Below are 19,336 nucleotides of genomic sequence, written 5' to 3' on the forward strand. Positions count from 1 at the left end.
GTGTATTGGTTTTACTTCCAACTTACCTTGCCCAGGCCGTCAACGCTGACGTTGCGGTTCAGGGGCTTGCCATAGACAGTGACCGATCCCAGGCCGCTCAAGTTCAATGTCGCATTGGTCTTGGCGTTGACGGTGGCGTTGCCCAGCCCGCTCAGCTCGACGTTGACCGAGTCCGCCTGGAACTGCTGGGCATTGAGCCCGCCCAGGCCTCCCAGCGTCGCGTGCAGCATCTTGCTGCGCCCGCCGAGGGTGATGTAGCCGGCGCCGCGCAGGTCCAGGTCGACATTCTCGTTCTCGCTAACCCACAGGTGCATGCTGCCGACCCCGCCCAGGTTGGCCTTCAGGCTCTTGTAGTCACAGACCACCTTCATCGTACCGGCGCCGTCCATCGTCAATTCCAGTTCGTCCCCGCTGAAGCCGCTGATCTCGGTCGTGCCCACGCCCTCGGACACCACTTCCCGCAACATCGGCAGCACCAGCTCGGCGCGGGCGCTGGAGCGGCCGATCTTGATGCCGCGGCCTTCGGTCTCCAGGTGCAGCGTGTCGCCGGTGGCCGACGCGGTCACCTTGTCCATGTAGCGCTTTTCCGCAATGATCGTCAGCGACGGCGTCGTACCTTGTCGCAGCTTCAGGTCGATTACGCCGTCGAGCTTGACTCGCACCACGCGGGCATCGATGGCGATGACCCGTGTCTCATTGCCCTCGTCGGCAGCCTCGGCGCGGCCAAACAGCGCACAGAAAGCGGCAAACAGCAGGCCAAATTGGAAAAGCTTGTTCATTGTCTGGGTTCCTCTGATGTTGTTCTCAGTCCTAATGTAGCAGCGGACTAAGCTTTCTAGCAATCTTTGCGGTGCTACCAATAGTCGATCAAGACTGGCGCTTGCCCTTGATTACCACAACTTGCATCGGAGCCTGGACGGCGGCAGCCTGGATGGTCGGCTGCAGGGCCACGGTCGCCTGGGCGGCCGCGCCGGCATAGGCGGAAGCGCCCAGCAGGACGGCGGCGGTGACGAAGATGGCTTCCATGTTTTTTGCGATGTTCATTTTGCTCTCCTTGAATGCGTTTCGGTATGTGATCACTATATCGATCACCTCCCTGACGATCATGCGGATTGCGACGAACTGCACAATTTGGCGACTGGGCGACAAAAAACCGGGAATGGAGGCGCTGCGCGAGGCGTCTTGCTCAGGCCGGCAGGCGGATGGTGGCGTTCAATCCGCCCTCGGGATGGTTTTCCAGCACCAGCTGGCCGCCGTGGGCCTCGATCACGCTGCGGGCGATGCCCAGGCCGAGGCCCATGCCGCCGTCGTTCTGCTCGCGGCCGTGCTCCAGCCGGACGTAGGGGTCGAACAGGCTGGCGAAGGCGTCTTCCGGCACGCCGGGACCGTGGTCGCGCACGGCGATGGTGACGGCGCCCGGCTCGCTGCCGACGCTGATCTCGGCGCGGTCGCCGTAGAACAGCGCGTTGTCCAGCAGGTTGCCGATGGCGCGCTTCAGCGCCAGCGGCTTGGCGCGCACCGTCACCCCGCTGTCCTGGTAGCCCACCTCGTGCCCGGCCAGGCGCGCGCTGCGCACCAGCCGGCCCAGCAGCGCATCGAGCTTGACCTCGGCCGGGTTCTCGTGGATGTCGCTGTCCTTCACGCATTGCAGCGCGCCCTTGACCATCATGTCCAGCTCATCCAGGTCTTCCTCGAACTCGTTGCGCAGCGCCTCGTCGTCGAGCAGCTCGGAGCGCAGCTTGAGGCGCGTGATCGGCGTGCGCAGGTCGTGCGAGATCGAGATGAACAGCCGCTCACGGTCCTCGATATAGCGCTGTATGCGTTCGCGCATCGCGCTGAAGGCGCGCGCGGTGTTGATGAATTCCCGGCTGCCCGTCTCCGGCAGCGGCGGCGCGCGGTCGTCCTGGCCCTGGCCGAAAGCGGCGGCGGCGTCGGACAAGGCGGCCAGCGGGCGCGTGATCCAGCGCACCACCAGCAGGCAAAGCAGCAGCACCGCCGCCAGCGACAGCCCTTGCAGCGCCAGCCGGTCCCACGCCAGCGGATCGTTGCTGCTCAAGAAGTAAGGATTGGGCATCAGCGCCGCCATGTACAGCCAGTTGCCCGGCTCGATCTCGGTCTGGATCACCAGTATCGGCGCCGGATCCGGCTGCAGCAGCAGGATGTGCTGGACCCACGAGTCCGGCAGGTCGCTCAGGTGGATGTCGTTTTCGGACACCACCAGCTGGTCCGGCCAGGCGAAGGCCAGGTGGATGGCCGGCGAATGCGGCAGGTCGCTTTTCAGCGTGGCGCCGACGCTGGCGATGACGCTGCGCGCCAGCGGATGCGGGGCGATCTCCTTGACCGGCACGTAGGCCTGGTTCAGGTTGACGAAGAAGCGCGTGCCGCCCATTTCGCGCAGCTGCTGGATCAGCAGCAGGCGGTAGTTCGGCGGCAGGCTGCGGAAGAAGCGGATCGCGCCGGACGCGCTGTGCGCCACGTACAGCGACGCCGATTGCGCCTCCACCTGCGCCTTGGCGCGCAGCTGGCCGGCCCAGATGGCGCTGGCCGCAAGCTGCGTCACCAGCAGCCCCGCCACCATCACCAGCGACAAACGCCCCAGCAGCGACTGCGGCCAGATCCTGCTCAATCGCGCCAGCAGCCGCCTAGGCATGGGAAGTACTGACGTCGGCCGAGAACACATATCCCGCGCCGCGCACCGTCTTGATCAGGGCCGGCTGCTTGCCGTCGTCGTTGAGGCGCACGCGCAGACGGCTGATCTGCACGTCCAGCGAACGGTCCAGCGGGCCCGCGTCGCGGCCGCGCGTTTCCTCGCACAGCACGCTGCGGTCCAGGATCACGCCCGGATGCTCGACAAAATACTTCAGCAGCTGGAAGTCCAGGCCGGTCAGCGCGACCACGTTGCCGTCGCTGTCCAGCACCTTGCGCTCCATCAGGTCCAGCGTGAAGCCGACAAAGCGGTAGTAGCGCGTGGACGGCGTTTCCAGCGCGGTGCGGCGCAGGATGGCCTTGATGCGGGCCAGCAGTTCGCGCGGGCTGTATGGCTTGGCGATGTAGTCGTCGGCACCCAGTTCCAGGCCGACGATGCGGTCGGTCTCGTCCGAGCTGGCCGTCAGCATGATGATCGGCACGTTGGAGCGCTGGCGCACCTGCTTGCACAGCGCGAAGCCGTCGGTATCGGGCAGCATCACGTCGAGTATCACCAGCGACAGCTGCTCGGCGTGCGAGTGCAGCTCGGCCAGGAAGCTTTCGCCGTTGTGCGACAAGATCACCTCGTACTGGTTTTTCTCCAGGTAGGTCTTGAGCAGCACCCGGGTCTTTTGGTCATCGTCTACGATCAGTATCTTGCGCACCGGGTGCTCCTTGGCTTCTGAGGTTAAACAGTCGGAACAACGCGCCAAGGCGGCGCTGCGCCTCGGCCGGCGTGGCCCTGTCGTCTAGAAAGTAACGGTGAATCTCGGCGATGATGGCATCGCGGCTCGCCTCGTCGGTGGCCATGCGGTGCACCAGGCTGGGCGCCTGCACCGCCGCGCCCTGCCCGAAGGTAGTCCACGAGGCGCGCGCGCAGCTGTCCATCTTCGACGGGTCGGCGTCGCGCCGCACCGGCACCGCGCCCTTCTGCGCGTTGAATTCCGCCTGCACCGGCTGCGACACCAGCAGCCGCGCCATCTTCTCCTGCGCGGGCATATGGCGGTAGTCGCCGGCGAACATGGTCAGCGTGTCGACGCTGTAGAGGTGGTACTTGCCGGTGCCGGGCGCCGTGCCGCAGGAATAATCGTCGTCCAGCGACATGCCGCGCTCCGCCAGTTCGGGCTTGGCCCAGTCGCCCATGATCATCATGCCGGCTTCGCGGCGCGAGAACTGGCGCACCACTTCCGGCCACGGACGCTCGTCCAGCTGCCCGCCTATCCATCCCTTGACGATGCGCAGCCGCTCCAGCGCCTCGGCGGTGCGGCGGTCGGCGGCGGCGGCGGGACTGCGGCGCACAAACAGCTCGCGGTAGAACTCGGGACCGCTTTCGGCCAGCACCAGGTTCTCGAACAGCGCCGCGACCTGCCACGCTTCGCTGCTTTGCGCCAGCGGCTGGATGCCGGCCGCCTTGAGTTTGAGCGCGACGTTCTGAAAGTCCGCCCAGGTTTGCGGCGGCGTCAATTTGAGCTGAGCGAACAGCGCGCGGTTGTAGTACAGCGTGTTGACGCGGTGGATGCCGAGCGGCGCCGCCACCGTGTGCTTGCGGTGCTGGATCAGCGTTTGTATGGTCGGGAACAGGATGCTGCTCCAGTTGCCGGCGCTGGCCACGTTGTCGATCTCCAGCAGCAGGCCAAGTTCGGCCCATTCGGCGACGGAGACGCCGATGATCTGCGTGACTTCCGGCGCGTCGCCGGCCAGCACGCGGCTTTTCAGCACCTTGCCGGCGCCCAGCCCCGCCCCGCCGGGTATGGCGGCGTCCTTCCATTCGAGGCCCTCGTCGGCCATGCGCGTCGCCAGCACGTTGGCGGCCTTGCGTTCGCTGGTGGAGGTCCACCAGTGCAGTACCTGCAGCGTGGTGAGGGGCGCTTGCGGCGCGGCTGCGCCTTGCTGGGGGGATGGCGCCTGGGACACGGGCGAGGTCGTGGCCGACAATGCGCCGCAATTGAAGGCGCAGGCCGCCGCCAGCAGTCCGAAGGACCAGGCGCGTGCCGTTGGCGAGCGGCGGGCTGTCGAACGAAAGGGTAACCAATCCAACAGCGGCCAGGCTACTTTTTCTATCGACGCAATCACTCAATATCCCGGAGAAAACAGTGACATGATTATAACGGAGAAGGCCGCATCCGTCACCGCGACACTCAAGGGTTCTCGATCCGTGCCCCGCCTCCGCAGGGGCAGACTTCGCACGAAGTCCGCCCCTCGTGGCGCATCAGAACTTGGCTTTCACCCCAACACTGTAGCGGGCACCGTTTTCATACACGCCGACCGGCAAGCCATCCGTGGTATTGGTGCGGATGACTTCATTCCCGATATTCACGGCGGTGAAGTAGACGCTGACCTTCGGCGTCACGTCCCAGCTGGCCGACGCATCCCACTGGCCGTAGGCGCTGGTCACGTCCTGGCCGCCCTCATCCAGCGCACCGTAGGACTTGGAGCGGTAGTTGTACGACAGTCGCACACTGTAGCCGTTCTTCTCGAAGAAGCCGGTCAGGTTGGCCTGGTTGCGCGAATTGCCGATCACGTTCAGCTTCTGGCCATTGGCGTTGGCGCCGGTCTTCGCATCGGTGTAAGTGTAGTTGACGATGGCGCCGAAGCCGCTGCTGAACGCCTGCTGCCACTGCAGTTCCAGGCCGTTGACGGTCTCGCCGTTGTTGGCGTTGTACGGACGGGTGACCGGACGCATCACGCCCGCCACGTTCTCCAGCTGCGTTTGCGTGTAGATGAAGGTATCGAGCTTCTTCGCAAACACGGTGGCCGACAACAGCGACGCATCGGCGTAGTACCACTCGGCGCCGAGTTCGGCCTGGTTGGCGTGGTAAGGCTTCAGCAGCGGATTGCCCGCCGTGGCGGCATTGGTGGTGCCGCTGACTTCCGTACTGGCGCTCAAATCGCTGTAGGTGTTGCGGGCCATCACCCGCGCCACGGCGCCGCGCACCAGCAGATCCTTGTTGACGGAGTAGACCGCGTTCAGGTTGGGCAGCACGTCGGTATAGCTGCGCGAAACGCTGCCCAGCACGTAGTTGCCGTTGCCGCTCAGGTCCTGGTAGGCTTCCGAGGTCTGGTCGGTCTTGACGATGCGGGCACCGAAGTCGCCGCGCCATGGACCGGTGGCGAAGTCCGCGCGGGCATAGGTCGCGTAGATCTTCTCCTTGATCTTGTAGTACTCGCCCTTCGCTTCCGCGTAGACCATGCCCTTGTCGTACATCGGGAAGCCCTTCGAGTAGGCCAGGCCGTCGTTCACCCATGCATACTGGGTCAGCGAGCCCGCCGTTGCGGCCTCCTGGCTCAGCAGCGGCGAAGGACCGGTCGACAGCTCGGCCAGCGAGAACGACTGCCAACCCGGATTGCCCGGGCCGTCGGTGCCGATGATGCGGCGGTTCTGCACCGTGGTGTCGCGCACCTTGGCGCCGACCTTGACCGCCTTGAAGAAGTTGTTGTTGATGTCGATGGTCAGGTCGCCCTGGGCGTAGTTCTCCTTGGTCTCCATGCGGCGGATCCAGTCGCGCGAACTTTGCAGCGTCAGCGCCTTCGGATCGAGCGGATTGATGTCCAGGTATTTGACCTCGTAGGTGTCCGGCGCGATGTTGAACGTGGTGCGGGTGTTCCCGACGAACCAGAAGTTGCGGTCATGGTCGCTGCCGCCCGAACCCTTGGTGGTGCCGGCCTGGCCGTGGAACTTCCAGGTGTCCGCATCGTAGGTGCCTTCCAGGTCCAGCACTTCCGACTTGATGTAGGACTGGCGGAAGATAGGCTCGAACGACACGCCGCCCGTCGGGCCTACGGTGCCGCCGACCAGCGCCTTGGTGCCGTCCGAGGTGGTGATGAACTTTGGATTGGTCACCTGGATATTGCCCTTCGCATCCGCCAGCCCCCCCGCTTCCCACAGGTAGTTCTGGTTGCTGTTGTCCATGCTCATATCGGAGTTCATGTAGTTCAGCGAGATGTCGGTATTGGCGTTCGGGCGCGCCTGCAAGGTCAGGTTGCCGGTGGTGCGCTCGCGGTCCTGGCGGAAGATCGCCGAGCCGCCGCCCCAGGATGCATAGGCACCCGGCGTCACCGCGCCGTTCTGGTCGACGATGTTGTACTTGGTCGCGTCGGTGAAGTTCTCCAGGCCGTCGCGGCGCATTGTGCGTTTCTGCTTGCTGACGGCGAGCAGCGCGCCGAAGGTTTTCTGGTCGTTGGTCCAGCTCAGCAGGCCGGAGAACTGCGGGTCCGTCTTCTTCGGCAGTTCGCTGTAGGTCTCTTCCACCGATCCCTGTATCACCAGCGGCTTCAGTTGGAACGGCTTGCGGGTCTTGACGTTGACCAGGCCGCCGATGCTGCCCTCGTCCAGGTCCGCCGACGGGCTCTTGTAGACGTCGATGCTGCCGACCAGTTCCGACGCCAGGATGTCGTAGTTGAAGCCGCGGCTTTGCGAGTCGTTCTTCCACCAGTAGCCGGAGGCCACGGCCTGGCCGTTCAGCTGCGTCAGGTTCAGGTTCTTGTCGGTGCCGCGCACGAAGATGTCGCGGCCCTCGCCCCAGGTGCGGTCCACCGAAATGCCCGGCACGCGCTGCAGCGAATCGGCCACGTTCTTGTCCGGGAACTTGCCGACTTCCTCGGCAGTGACGGTGTCGATGACGTTGCCGGCATCGCGTTTCTCCGCCAGGTTGCGCTTGAGGCGCTCGCGGATGCCGCGCACTTCAACGGTTGCGGTGTCTCCAGCCGGTACAGCTTCGCTGGTCTGTGCGTCGGCCGTCGCCGGATCCGCCGCATACAGGTGCGGAGCAATCGCTCCACCCAGCGCCAGCGCGATCAGGTTAGGTAGTATTTTTTTCTTAAGTACCGGCTTGTTCATTCAATTCCCCCTGTTTTAAAAAGTAAAGAACCGCGTGTTGTCCAACTCGTGTCAAACGCTGCGCATCATGCCGCGCGCGGCCGACACCATATTTCCGGGGCGCAGGCGCCGCAGCGCCTGGCCCTTTTCATCAAACACGTGGAAAGCCGTGCTGTCGGCCGAGAAGACGATGGACTGTCCGATCCCGACATGACGTTCGCCGTCCCCGCGTATTACGACGTCTTCGCCACCCTTGCGGCTGACGTAGATGTAATTGGCTTCGCCCAGGTGTTCGACCACACTGACCTCGCCGTGAAAAACTTCCGAACCATCGCGCGATTCGCTGATGTGCTCCGCCCGCAGACCCAGCGTGACCTTGCTACCGACTCGCAGCGCGCTGCCGTCCACCGCCGCGCGCACGGACTCGCCGCCCTGCAGCAGCACCTTCACGCCGTTGGCATGGGCTTCGGCGACAGTGCCTGCCATCAGATTCATTTTTGGCGAGCCGATAAACCCCGCCACGAACAGGTTGCGCGGCTGTTGATACAAATCCAGCGGCGTTCCGGACTGCTGGATTTTCCCTTCGTGCATGACGATGATCTTGTCGCCCAGCGTCATCGCCTCGACCTGGTCGTGCGTGACGTAGACGATGGTCGCGTCCAGCTGACGATGCAGCTTGGCGATCTCCAGGCGGGTCTGCACGCGCAGCGCCGCGTCCAGGTTGGACAAGGGCTCGTCGAACAGGAACAGGCGCGGCTCCCGCACGATGGCGCGGCCGATCGCCACGCGCTGCCGCTGGCCGCCGGACAGCTCGCGCGGCAGGCGCTCCAGCAGATGTTCGATCTTCAGCGTGGCGGCGGCATGGTTGATGCGCGCCCTGATCGCCACCTTGTCCTTGTCCGCCACCTTCAGGCCGAACGCCATGTTCTGGTACACCGTCATGTGCGGATACAGCGCATAGCTCTGGAACACCATGGCGATGCCGCGCTCCGCCGGCGGCAGGTGGTTGACCACGTCGCCGCCGATTTCCATCGCGCCGCCGGTGATGCTCTCCAGGCCGCACAGCATGCGCAGCAGCGTGGACTTGCCGCAGCCGGACGGTCCGACCAGGACTACGAATTCGCCATGCGCGATATCCAGGTCGATGCCGTCCAGGACGTCGGTCTTGCCATCGTAGGACTTGCGCAGTTGCTTCAGGCTGACACTTGCCATTACTTTTCCTCTTTCTCTATTTGACCGCGCCGGCGGTCAGACCACGAATCAGTTGACGCGAGAAGACCGCATACAGGATCAGCATCGGTATCACCGCCAGCGACAGCGCCGCCAGCACGGAATTCCAGTCGGTGACGTACTGGCCGATGAACTGCTGCACACCCAGCGTGACGGTCTTGGTGCGTTCGGAAGGCGCCAGGATCAGCGGGAACCACAGGTCGTTCCACGCCGGGATCATGGTGAACACGGCCACCGTCGCAATCGCCGGGCGGATCAGCGGCAGGATCACCTGGAAGAAGATGCGCATTTCGCCGACGCCATCGCAGCGGGCCGCGTCCTTCAGTTCCGCCGGCACCTGGCGCATGAATTCGGACAGGATCATCACCGCCAGCGGCAGGCCCTGCGCCGTGTACACCAGGATCAGCGCGGACAGCGTGTTGACCAGGTCCAGCCGCACCATCATTTCCAGGATCGACACGGTGCCGAGGCGGATCGGGATCATGATGCCGAGCGCGAGGAACAGCGTCAGCACGCGGTTGCCCATGAAGCTGTACTCGGACAGCGCCCACGCCGCCATCGCGCCGAACAGCACGATGCACAGCAGCGCCACCAGCGTCACGGTCAGGCTGTTGCCGAAGTAGAGCAGGAAGTTGGTGCTGGCCAGGACCTTCTGGAAACCGACAAAGGTCAGCGATTCCATCGTCGGCAGCGCCAGCGGATCGTCGAAGATGGCGGCGCGGCTCTTGACCGAGTTAATCAGGATCAGCGCGATCGGGAACAGGGCCAGCACCGCATAGGCGATCAGCGTGGCGTGCACCATCAGGCGGCCCAAGTCGAAGCGCTGCGGCAGCGTGGCGGGAGGATACAGGGCGATAGCGGTCATGGCGCGGTCCTCACAGTGCGAAGCGGGTCAGCCTGCGCTGGACACCGACAAAATAAACGCCCACGCCGGCCAGGATCACCAGGAACATCAGCGTGGCGACGGCGGAGCCCAGATACGCGTTGCCTACCTGCGCCTGGTAGCCGAAGAAGGTGCGGTAGAACAGCGTGCCCAGGATGTCGGTCGAATAGTTAGGGCCGGCCAGCGCGCCCTTGATCGAATAAATCAGGTCAAACGCGTTGAAGTTGGCGACGAAGGTCAGGATGGTGACCAGGCCCAGCGTCGGATAGATCAGCGGCAGCTTGATCTGCCAGAAGATGCGCAGCGCGCCGGCGCCCTCCACGTGCGCCGCCTCGACGATTTCTTCCGGCACCGCCAGCAGCGCGGCGTAGATCAGCATCATCGGCATGCCGATGTACTGCCACACGGAGATCATCGACAGCGTGGTCAGCGCGGTTTCCTCCTGCCCCATCCAGGGTGCGAAGAAATCGGCCAGGCCGGCAAAACCCATCAATTTCTCGCCCACGCCCCACAGCGGCGACAGGATCAACTGCCAGATAAAGCCGATGATCACCACCGACAGCAGCGTCGGCAGGAAGATCAGCGTGCGGTAGGTACGGGCGCCGCGCAGGCCCTTGAGGCTGAACAGGGTCGCCAGCAGCAGCCCGATGGGGTTCTGCAGCAGCATGTGGATGCAGAAGAATTTGGCGTTGTTGGCCATCGCATTCCAGAAGCCGGCCGACCAGTCGGGATCGAGCAATATCGTGCGGAAGTTCTCCAGGCCGACAAAGACGGCCTTGCCGCCGTCGTCGGCGCTGAAGAATCCCTGCCCCAGCGTCTGCAGCAGCGGCAGCGCGCTGAACAGCGAGTAGACCAGTACCGCTGGCGCCAGGAACAGCATCAACTGCCAGGGCCGCACCGTATTCACTACATGTTTCAAGACTGCCTCCAGATTCGGGCTAAAAAAAGGGCCGGCACCGCGCCCGGCGCCGGCCAAAAAGAATCACACAATCAAGGGGAGGGATTAGTGTGATGCTACTTTTGCGGTGGCTTGTACCACTTCGCAAAACCATTCTGCAGCTTGGCCGCCGCATCCTTCGGGGCCAGCTTGCCGTTCAACACCTGGGCATTGACATTCCAAAGTTCGCTCTCCATGCTCGGACGGCCGCGGTTGAGCACCTGTGCGTTGAAACGTATCGTCGAGGCGCAACTGCCGCGCCATTCCGCCATCTGCTTGGCCACCGGATCGCGCACCGAGATCAAGTGATTCGACAGCGAAAAGAATCCGGTCACACGGTTGGTGTAAATGTCCGCGAACTCCTGCGAGCCGACCCAGGCCAGGAACTTGTAGGCGTCGTCCTTGTTCTTCGATTTCTTGTTGATGCCGATGCCGATGTCCATATGGTCGGAGATGAAGCAGGGGTCACCCGCCTTGCGCACCGGCGGCGGGAACGCGCCCAGTTCCAGGCCCGGCGTCTGGCTGAAGTAGGAGATGTCCCAGGAGCCGGTCGGATAGATGGCGGCGCGGCCCAGCGCGAACTGGTTCTGGCTGTCGCCGTAGGTCTGGGCGCTGGCGCCCTTGCTCAAATAGGTGCCCATCCTCTGCTCGAACTGTAGTGCTTCGACGAACGGCGCGTCGGTCAGCTTGGCCTTGCCGGCGATGAGCGCCTTGCGCCCTTCCTCGCCGCGCCAGAAGTTCGGGCCAATATTGGTATAAACCATTTGGCTCGATTCCCATTGATCTGCGGTGCCCAGCGCCAGAGGAGTGATCCCGCCCTGCTTCAGCGCATCGAGCACGCCGAAGAATTCATCGACCGTTTTCGGCGGCTGCAAATTGAGCTTCTTGAAGATCTTCTTGTTGTACAAAAAACCGTGGATCACGGAGGCGACCGGCATGCAGAAGGTCTCCTTCGCGTCGTCGGTCTGCCAGGCGACAGTAGCCGTCGGCGCGAAGTTCTGCATGCCCGGCTTGCCGTCCAGTCTTTCGAGGTGGCCTTTCTTGTACAGCGAGAGCGAGACGTCGAACGGGCGGCAGGCGATCAAGTCCCCGGCCGTGCCGCCGGCCAGCCGCGCGGCCAGGCTCGAGTCGTATTCGGTGGGCGCGGTCGGTGCGAACTTGACCTCGATGCCGGGATGGTTTTTCTCGAATGCCGGCAGCAGCACCTTTTCCCACAGCGTCTTGTCGTCGACCCGCCAGCTTTCGATCACCAGCGTACCGGCCTGCGCAGCCTGGGCGGAAAACATGGCCATCAACAGGGCGTGGCGAACAATCCGGCGTACTTGCATGTGTAGTCCTTATGGCTATATTTACAACGATGAAATGATTCTAGCACCGGGTTTTCTGTGACAGACAAGTAAGTTACCCAATAGAAACTATCATCCAAGCCATTGATTTTATTCAGATAAGTTTTTACCTCCATCGTGAGATGTTACATTTCCTAACCCCGTTCGGGCTGCGCCGGGGCACGCGGCCGCGCGCGGCGAAGACACTCTGCAACGCTTCGCAAGAAATGCTTACAAAACTTAACAAAAAGGTCCGGCCGTTGTTGTTGGCAGACACGGAAGCGCAGCATGCAGGGCATGTTTAGTAAAGCTGAATAAACTGCGGCGCCGGATTTGGATTCGTTTGACCCTCAAACTTTTCGGGTGCAATACTGAAGTTGTCAGATTGCTACACCCGAAGTGCGGCCGCCTTCGGGGCGTGGCAACTGCGCACCATTCCAAAAATCCAAGGAGACAAAATGCTGCACCCAACGAGACGAACTCTGATGAGTCTGGCCGTCGCCAGCGCCTGCGGTTTCATGAACATGGCCGCCCATGCACAAGCAAGCGACAGCGCAATCGGCGATGCCCCAACCGCGACCACCGCTGCGGCCGCAGCACCGGTGATCACCAATCCGGACCAGATCCCCGAAATCAAGGTGACCGCGACCCGCTATTCGACCTCGCTGCTGAAAACTCCGCTCGCCGTCACTGCGCTGAGCCAGGACCAGCTGACCCGGAAAGGCGCCACCAGCCTGCGCGACTTGAGCGGCGAGATGCCGAACGTGGTCATTGAAAACACCGGTCTCGATTCGGCCGTGCAGATCACCATCCGCGGCATCACCTCGACCAACTTCACCGAGACCGGCGACCCGGCGGTTGGCTTCCACGTGGACGGCATGTACTCGCCGCGTCCGCAGGGCGCGCAGGCGCTGATGTTCGACCTGGACCAGGTCGAGGTACTGCGCGGCCCGCAAGGCACGCTGTTCGGGCGTAACTCCACCGGCGGCAGCATCAACGTGATTCCGGCCAAGCCCGATTGGACCGGCAATTACGGCAAGGCCGATCTGGACCTGGGCAACTACAACAAGAAGCAGGTCTCGCTGGTGCAGAACGTCGTCGTCAACGACGCGCTGGCCCTGCGCGCCACCTATATGAAAGTGAAGCGCGACGGTTACGCGCATCAAACCCGCGACGTCAGCGAAGCAAACGCGCCGGCTCTGGGCTGGATCCCGAACGGCAAGCCGGACGTCGACCAGCGCTTCAACAAGGCGGTCGGCCCCAGCGAGTACTACACCAACCAGAACGAATGGGCCGGACGCATCTCCGCCCTGCTGAAGGTGAACAAGGACCTGACCGCGAAAGCGGCCTATGAGGAATTCCAGGATTCGAGCGCCGGCGGCGCCGCCTTCCGCGATTGCGAAGCCGGTGCCGGCACGCGCTATGCCTGTACCAACCAGGGCAAATGGGACATCAACGTCAACGTGCCTGGCCATATCGACATGAAGATCCGCACGCTGCGCACTGGCTTGAACTGGAATCTGAACGACCACACCAGCCTGGATTACACCTTCCAGGTAGCCGACCAGCGCCGCTCGGAAATCACCGACGACGACAAGGGCCTGCAGAACGCGGCGCCGTTCCAGATCAACGGCTCCTATCCGAACACGGTGGACGGCAACTGGGGTACCTGGCCGTTGACAGATTCCTTCCATCGCACGCTCGATTCGCGCTACCTGTCGACCGTGCATGAAGCGCAGCTCAAGCAGCAACTGGGCAACCTGCAGTACGTGGGCGGCCTGTTCTGGATGCACGAGCGGAACAACATCGACTACGAGATCACCAACACCATCCAGAAGCCGTACGGCGACGTGGGCAGCGTGCTGTATCACCAGCCTAACCGCCAGGTCGACGCCAAGGCCGCCTTCGCGCAGGCCGACTGGAAGTTCATCCCGACGTGGACCGCGACCGCCGGTGCGCGCTACAGTGTCGACAGCAAGGAGGACAAGGGCGGTGAAGTCTATGGCGCCAACTGGATCGGCAATCCGGCCTACTACAACGGCTGGTACTCGCAAGGTACGCCGGGCACACCCGGCTTCCACGTCCACGACGGCACCGACCTGGCGCCGGGCATGGGCGGCAGCGTCGGTGCCTACAGCCTGTATGGCGCGCCGACCTCGAACGATCATAAGCAGACGTGGAACAAGGTCACGTGGCGCCTCGGCCTGCAAAAGCAGATCGACAACAACAAGATGGTGTACGGCTCCATCTCGACCGGCTACAAGGCCGGCGGCTTCGCCGACAAGACCGACAGCTGCAACTACCACAAGTGCGCGGACGGCAAGCCTGGCGTGGTGACCTTCCTGCCTTACGATCCGGAGACCGTGACCAACTACGAGCTGGGATTCAAGGGCAAGTTCCTGGAAAACAGGCTGAGCCTTTCCGCCACCGCCTTCTTCATGAAGTACAAGGGCATGCAGCTGACCGGCACCTACTTCGTCAACCAGATCATCCCGGACAACGGCCTGCCCTGCCCGGCCGACCAGCCCAAGTGCGACGTGTATGAAACCTGGCGCACCATCAACGTCGGCAAGGTCAACATCCCGGGCCTGGAACTGGAATGGGACTACAAACCGTGGCGCGGCGGCCGCATCGGCGGCGGCTTCGCCTACATCAACACCAGCGTGCACGACTTCAACTCGTACAGCGACGACTACCAGTGCGATGTCCGCACCGAGCTGGGACTGCCGGCCTGTCCCGCCGTCTACAACGGCACGGACAAGACGCTGCTGGGCCGCCGCCTGGCCAACATCGAAGGCAACCACCTGCCGAACACGCCGAAGTACCAGTTCAACATCAACTTCTCGCAGGAGTTCGCGATGGAGAACGGCTACAAGGTGATCCCGTACGTGAAGGTGAACTGGCGCGGCAAGGCTTACTTCGACCTGCTGAATTCGGACTTCGCCCACGTCGGCCGTTACCAGAAGGCTTATGCGATGGGCGATGCGTCGATCCGCCTCGAAGCGCCGGAAGACAAATGGCACGCCGAGCTGTATGTGCGTAACATCTCCGACAGCCACGCCAAGACCAGCACCGATTCGGCCTTCGGTGGCTTCATGCGGTCTTACTTCGTCGAGCCGCGCATGTTCGGTGTGCGCGTGGGCGCCAACTACTAGACCGCAGTACGGACCAGTTCCAGCCAGGCGCGCGCGGCGAACGAAAGATGTCCGCTGCGCCGCCAGGCCAGCATCAGGTTCCAGTCCAATGCCGGTTGCTCCAGCGTGGCCACGGAAAACTGCCCCTTGGGCAGGGTGTCGCAAAAGATCTTCGGCAGCAGTGCGATACCCACGCCCAGCCTCACCAGCGAAGCGACGAAATCCCATTGGCCGCTGCGACTGCTGATACGCGGAGTGAAGCCTTCGCGCAGGCAGGCATCGGTGACGATCTCGTTCAGCGCGAACGATTCCCCATAGAAGATGAAGGAGCTCTCCGCCAGTTCGCGCAGCGCCACGCTGCGGCGGCCGCGCCATGCAGAATCCTTGGGCGCCAGCAGGCATAGGGGCGAACGCACCAGCGGGAAGGAATCGAATTCCTGCCAGATGCCGGCATTGGCCGGGTGATCGAGCATGGTGCCCATTTCCAGCGTGCCGTTGCGCAGGTCGGTCTCGATCGATTGCGATCCGCCTTCAAACAGTTTGAGTTCGATCTGCGGATGGCGGCGGTGGTAGGCCGCCAGCAGCGGCGCCAGCGGAGCATGCGCCTGCTGGGTGACGCCGATGCGCAAGTCGCCGCGCCGCAGCTGCTGCAAATCCGCCAGCTCCACGCCCATGTCCTCGTGCATCGCCAGCAAGGCGCGCCCGCGCTGCAGCACCACGTTGCCGGCGTCGGTCAGCGTGAAGCGCTTGCCGACGCGGTCCAGCAGCACCAGGTCGAGCGACTGTTCCAGCTGCTGGATCATCTTGCTGACGGTGGGCTGCGTGACATGCAGGCTCCCGGCGGCGCGGCTGAAGCTCTGCTGCTCGACGACAGCGACGAAATAACGCAAGGCGCGGATATCCATGATCTATTCCAAATTCGAATGATTTTCATAATTTTAATTCATTTTATCTTTTATCCACCGCAGCCTAGAATGGTCCCATGAAACGCATTCTTTCCACTCTGATGCAGGTGCTGGGGCTGATCGCAACCTGGTACGCTGCCGACCGCGCGGCCGCCTGGCTGCACCTGCCCTTCTCCGGCGGTGTGGTCGGCCTGCTGGTGATGGTCGCCTTGCTGCTGGGCGGAGTGCTGCGTCCGGCCGCCATCGAGCATGGCGCCGACTGGCTGCTGTCGAACATGCTGCTGTTCTTCGTGCCGCTGGTGGTGTCGGTGGTGCAGTTCACCGGCCTGTTGAAGAGCGACGGCCTGCGGCTGTGCGCCGCGATAGGGCTGGGCTTCATCTGCGTGCTGATGGCGACGGCATTCACTGTCGAGTGGGTATGCCGCCTGGAGCGCGGCCTGCGGTTGCGCCGTCTGCGCGCGTTGCGCGGAGCCGCGCTGTGAAGCCGCTGCTTTTCCTGTTGCTGACACTGGGCCTGTTCTATGCCAACCAGGCCTTGTACAAGCGCTTTCCGTATTTCTGGCTGACGCCGGCGATCGCCACCTCGGCGCTGTTGATCGCCGTGGTGCAGCTGTCCTCCACGCCGTTTCCGCAGTATTTCGGCGATACGCGCTGGCTGTCCTGGCTACTGGGCCCGGCGACGGTGGCCTTCGCGCTGCCGATCTACCAATACCGGGAACTGGTGCGCAAGCACTGGCTGGCGCTCGGCATAGGCAGTTGCGCGGGTATCGCGGCATCGCTGGCCAGTACGCTGGTGCTGGACCGGCTGCTGGGTCTCCACGGCAGCACGGCGCAAAGCCTGCTGGCGCGCTCGGTGTCCACGCCCTTCGCGCTGGAGGCGACGCAGCACCTGGGCGGCTCGACGCAGCTGACCGGCCTGTTTGTCATCATCACGGGAATCTTCGGCATCCTGCTCGGCCAGCTGCTGCTTGGCCTGCTGCCGCTGCGGATGCGCATTGCCAAGGGCGCGCCGCTCGGTGCTGCGGCCCACGGTTTCGGCTTGAGCAAGGCGCGCCTGATCGGCCCACAGGAAGGTGCGGTCGCCAGCCTGACGATGATATTTAGCGGCATCCTGATGGTGCTGCTGGCGCCCCTGCTTGGAACCCTGCTTACCAGTGCATGATGGCGCGGATCTGCGGCAGCAGGTCGTTGGCCATCCTGACGTTCTGCTCCCTGGTCGGATGACCGTCGATTGCGTCGCCCGGATAGCCGGTTGAGGCGATGGCGTGCACGCGCGGGTCGCCGACGCGGCGCACCGTCTCGGCGATGTAGCCGGTGAGCGCGGCCTGCTTCTCACCGCTCAGGATGCCGCCCTCGGTCAGCATGATCTGCGCGTGCGGATGATCCTTCAACAGCGTTTGCACCAGCTTGACGTACGCCGCCACGTAAGGTTCGCGCTCGGGAACGCCGGGCGCCATGTCGTTGGTGCCGATGGCGCTGACGATCGCGTCGGGTTGGTAGTCCTTTTGATCCCATCGCACCGGATGCTGCCTGTCCGCGATCGCCAGCTGGTAATAGTCGATCAGGTTGAGATCATCGGTCTTGTTCTCCCAGGTGCGAACCAGCCCGCGACCGCCGTAGCAGACCAGCTGCACTTGCGACTTCAACTCGCGCGCCATCAGCATGCCGTAGGAGGCGCGGGGATTCCACCACGACGGTTCCTTCTTCGCGCCCGGAACACGGTCGATGGCTTCGCCGCAGGTGACGGAGTCGCCCAGCACCAGCAGCTTGCGCTGCGGGAGCATGGGTGCTGGCCGCCATGAGCCATCCGTATCGAAGCTGCGCAGCGCGGCGGTGCCGTGCCAGGTCTCGGAACGGTTGACGATTTCCACACGGTGTCCTCCCGGCTTGCCCGCTTCGAGCAAAACCAGCGTCTGCTGGCCTTTTGCCAGATGCAGCTTGCGCGGCTCGCCGCCATCGACGATCACATCGAAGTAGCTGTTGTCGCCACTTGCGTCGGCCTGTGCGCTCAGGCGCGAGCCTTCGAAATCCACGAAGAAGCTCACGCCAGGATAGCCGAATCGCACGTTGCCATCGGCGGCAAGCTCACCACGCCCCATGCGGGCGACATGCGCGTCGGCCGCCGTAATCGGCGCCGCCACCGCCGGCAATGCGGCGGCGAACAAAGCGCCCGCAGCCCACAATCGACAAGCCATATGCCCACTCATCCACGCGCCTTCAGGCGCAACAACAGTACGCTATGCGGCGCGAGTTTGGCATCGAGCTTTCTGCTGGTATCGCCGGACTTGCCGCCCCAGATCTCGCGCCAGTTGTAGACCGCCTTCTTGAAATCCACCTCCCGCTTGCTCAGGTCATCGCTGATGGAGTGCGCCTTCCAGTCGTAGTTCAGCGTCACCGCCTGCTCGCCGCGATTCAGCACCAGCAGCGCCCACTCGCCGTCCGCCATCGGCCGGGCCCAATACTCCAGCTGCCCCGTCGCCAGGAAACGCCAGGCCGGGATACCCAGCTTGTCCTGGCTGACGGCGATGACATCCCTGTTGCTCAGAATACGACGCGTGGCGTCCGGCATATTGCGCAGGTCATTGCCCAGTATGAGCGGCGACGCCAGCATCGCCCACAAGGAAAAGTGGGCGCGGTCCTCGTCCTCCGTCATGCCATTGCCGACTTCCAGCATGTCCATGTCGTTCCAGTGCCCCGGTCCGGCGTACTTGCGCAGGCCGGCCTGCCTGTCGACGATACGCATCACGCCAAGACGCGAAAACGAATCGTGACTCAGCTCGCAATCCCAGCACGGATAGATGTCGGCCGTGGTGCGCCACGAGTGGCCGATATCGCCCGCCCATTCCCAAGGTTTGTTGTCGCCCCACTCGCACATGCTGAACAACATCGGCCGCCCGGCGCTGCGGATGGCATCGCGCATGGTGGTGTAGGCGCCGACCGCACTCAGGCCCTTGCTGTCGCACCAGTCGTACTTGACATAGTCGATGCCCCATCCCGCATAGGTAGTGGCGTCCTGGTACTCATGGCCACGGCTGCCCGGATGGCCGCCGCAAGTGGTCGCGCCGACGTCGGAATAGATACCCAGCTTGAGGCCCTTGCCGTGCACATAGTCGGCCAGCGCCTTCATCCCGGACGGGAAGCGCACGGGGTCGGGATGGATCACACCCTGCCCATCGCGCTTGCCGTGCCAGCAGTCGTCGATGTTGACGTATTCGTAGCCGGCGTCCTTCAGGCCCAGCTTCACCATCGCATCCGCCGTATCGCGGATCAGTTGCTCGTTGATGTCGCAGGCGAAGGTGTTCCAGCTGTTCCAGCCCATCTGTGGCGTGGCGGCCAGGCCTTCGTACTTCTGCGCATTGGCGTTCACGCAGGCGGCAACCGCCAATAAAATCAGCCATAAGCGTTTCATACGGCGGGCTCC

At 63.5% G+C, this 19,336-nt stretch carries 16 protein-coding genes; 3 read left to right on the top strand and 13 right to left on the bottom strand.

What is annotated here, in order from left to right; genetic code table 11:
- Nucleotides 1–11: 11 nt before the first annotated feature.
- The 10 genes from ACSQ3S_RS23990 to ACSQ3S_RS24035 form a co-directional block, all read right to left on the bottom strand.
- Nucleotides 12–779, bottom strand: coding sequence for a GIN domain-containing protein (locus tag ACSQ3S_RS23990; protein ID WP_176651818.1), 768 nt, complete (start codon nucleotides 777–779; stop codon nucleotides 12–14).
- 88 nt (nucleotides 780–867) lie between these two features.
- Nucleotides 868–1,044: a hypothetical protein gene (locus ACSQ3S_RS23995; protein WP_176651819.1), complete on the bottom strand. Its 177-nt coding sequence runs from the start codon at nucleotides 1,042–1,044 to the stop codon at nucleotides 868–870.
- A gap of 142 nt (nucleotides 1,045–1,186) precedes the next feature.
- Entirely contained in the window at nucleotides 1,187–2,650 is a 1,464-nt protein-coding gene (locus ACSQ3S_RS24000) for an ATP-binding protein (RefSeq protein WP_176651820.1), read from the bottom strand.
- Complete coding sequence (locus tag ACSQ3S_RS24005; protein ID WP_176651821.1) at nucleotides 2,643–3,350, bottom strand: response regulator; 708 nt, start codon at nucleotides 3,348–3,350, stop codon at nucleotides 2,643–2,645. Before ACSQ3S_RS24005 ends, ACSQ3S_RS24000 begins: the two co-directional genes overlap by 8 nt.
- A complete protein-coding gene (locus ACSQ3S_RS24010; protein WP_413446460.1) occupies nucleotides 3,322–4,722 on the bottom strand; it encodes an ABC transporter substrate-binding protein in 1,401 nt (466 codons plus the stop codon). Before ACSQ3S_RS24010 ends, ACSQ3S_RS24005 begins: the two co-directional genes overlap by 29 nt.
- Before the next feature lie 172 nt (nucleotides 4,723–4,894).
- A complete protein-coding gene (locus tag ACSQ3S_RS24015) occupies nucleotides 4,895–7,522 on the bottom strand; it encodes a TonB-dependent receptor (RefSeq protein ID WP_353402912.1) in 2,628 nt (875 codons plus the stop codon).
- A 51-nt stretch (nucleotides 7,523–7,573) separates the two neighbouring features.
- Entirely contained in the window at nucleotides 7,574–8,713 is a 1,140-nt protein-coding gene (locus ACSQ3S_RS24020; protein WP_436143997.1) for an ABC transporter ATP-binding protein, read from the bottom strand.
- A 16-nt stretch (nucleotides 8,714–8,729) separates the two neighbouring features.
- Nucleotides 8,730–9,596, bottom strand: a complete 867-nt coding sequence (locus ACSQ3S_RS24025; protein ID WP_176651825.1) for a carbohydrate ABC transporter permease — start codon at nucleotides 9,594–9,596, stop codon at nucleotides 8,730–8,732.
- A 10-nt stretch (nucleotides 9,597–9,606) separates the two neighbouring features.
- On the bottom strand, nucleotides 9,607–10,521 hold the full coding sequence (locus tag ACSQ3S_RS24030; protein ID WP_353402976.1) for a carbohydrate ABC transporter permease: 915 nt from the start codon (nucleotides 10,519–10,521) through the stop codon (nucleotides 9,607–9,609).
- Between the two features lie 107 nt (nucleotides 10,522–10,628).
- Complete coding sequence (locus ACSQ3S_RS24035) at nucleotides 10,629–11,879, bottom strand: ABC transporter substrate-binding protein (protein WP_436143998.1); 1,251 nt, start codon at nucleotides 11,877–11,879, stop codon at nucleotides 10,629–10,631.
- Nucleotides 11,880–12,361: 482 nt separating this feature from the next.
- Between ACSQ3S_RS24035 and ACSQ3S_RS24040 the strand changes: the two genes are divergently transcribed.
- Nucleotides 12,362–15,031: a TonB-dependent receptor gene (locus ACSQ3S_RS24040; protein WP_436143999.1), complete on the top strand. Its 2,670-nt coding sequence runs from the start codon at nucleotides 12,362–12,364 to the stop codon at nucleotides 15,029–15,031.
- Here the strand turns inward: ACSQ3S_RS24040 and ACSQ3S_RS24045 are convergent.
- Nucleotides 15,028–15,915, bottom strand: a complete 888-nt coding sequence (locus ACSQ3S_RS24045; RefSeq protein WP_436144000.1) for a LysR substrate-binding domain-containing protein — start codon at nucleotides 15,913–15,915, stop codon at nucleotides 15,028–15,030. The genes ACSQ3S_RS24040 and ACSQ3S_RS24045 overlap by 4 nt on opposite strands.
- A gap of 77 nt (nucleotides 15,916–15,992) precedes the next feature.
- Between ACSQ3S_RS24045 and ACSQ3S_RS24050 the strand changes: the two genes are divergently transcribed.
- Both ACSQ3S_RS24050 and ACSQ3S_RS24055 read left to right on the top strand, forming a co-directional pair.
- Nucleotides 15,993–16,397, top strand: a complete 405-nt coding sequence (locus ACSQ3S_RS24050) for a CidA/LrgA family protein (protein ID WP_436144001.1) — start codon at nucleotides 15,993–15,995, stop codon at nucleotides 16,395–16,397.
- Nucleotides 16,394–17,077 carry an LrgB family protein gene (locus ACSQ3S_RS24055; protein WP_353402906.1) on the top strand — a complete coding sequence of 228 codons (684 nt, stop codon included), beginning with the start codon at nucleotides 16,394–16,396 and terminating at the stop codon, nucleotides 17,075–17,077. Before ACSQ3S_RS24050 ends, ACSQ3S_RS24055 begins: the two co-directional genes overlap by 4 nt.
- On the opposite strand, the gene axe2C is transcribed toward ACSQ3S_RS24055, so the two are convergent.
- Nucleotides 17,064–18,110 carry a bifunctional acetylxylan esterase/glucomannan deacetylase AxeC2 gene (axe2C, locus tag ACSQ3S_RS24060; RefSeq protein WP_436144002.1) on the bottom strand — a complete coding sequence of 349 codons (1,047 nt, stop codon included), beginning with the start codon at nucleotides 18,108–18,110 and terminating at the stop codon, nucleotides 17,064–17,066. The genes ACSQ3S_RS24055 and axe2C overlap by 14 nt on opposite strands.
- Before the next feature lie 8 nt (nucleotides 18,111–18,118).
- Nucleotides 18,119–19,324, bottom strand: a complete 1,206-nt coding sequence (locus ACSQ3S_RS24065; protein WP_436144003.1) for a glycoside hydrolase family 27 protein — start codon at nucleotides 19,322–19,324, stop codon at nucleotides 18,119–18,121.
- Nucleotides 19,325–19,336: the final 12 nt, after the last annotated feature.

Source organism: Duganella sp. LjRoot269 (genome assembly GCF_964254095.1).
In the GTDB taxonomy this organism is placed as follows: domain Bacteria; phylum Pseudomonadota; class Gammaproteobacteria; order Burkholderiales; family Burkholderiaceae_D; genus Rugamonas; species Rugamonas hordei.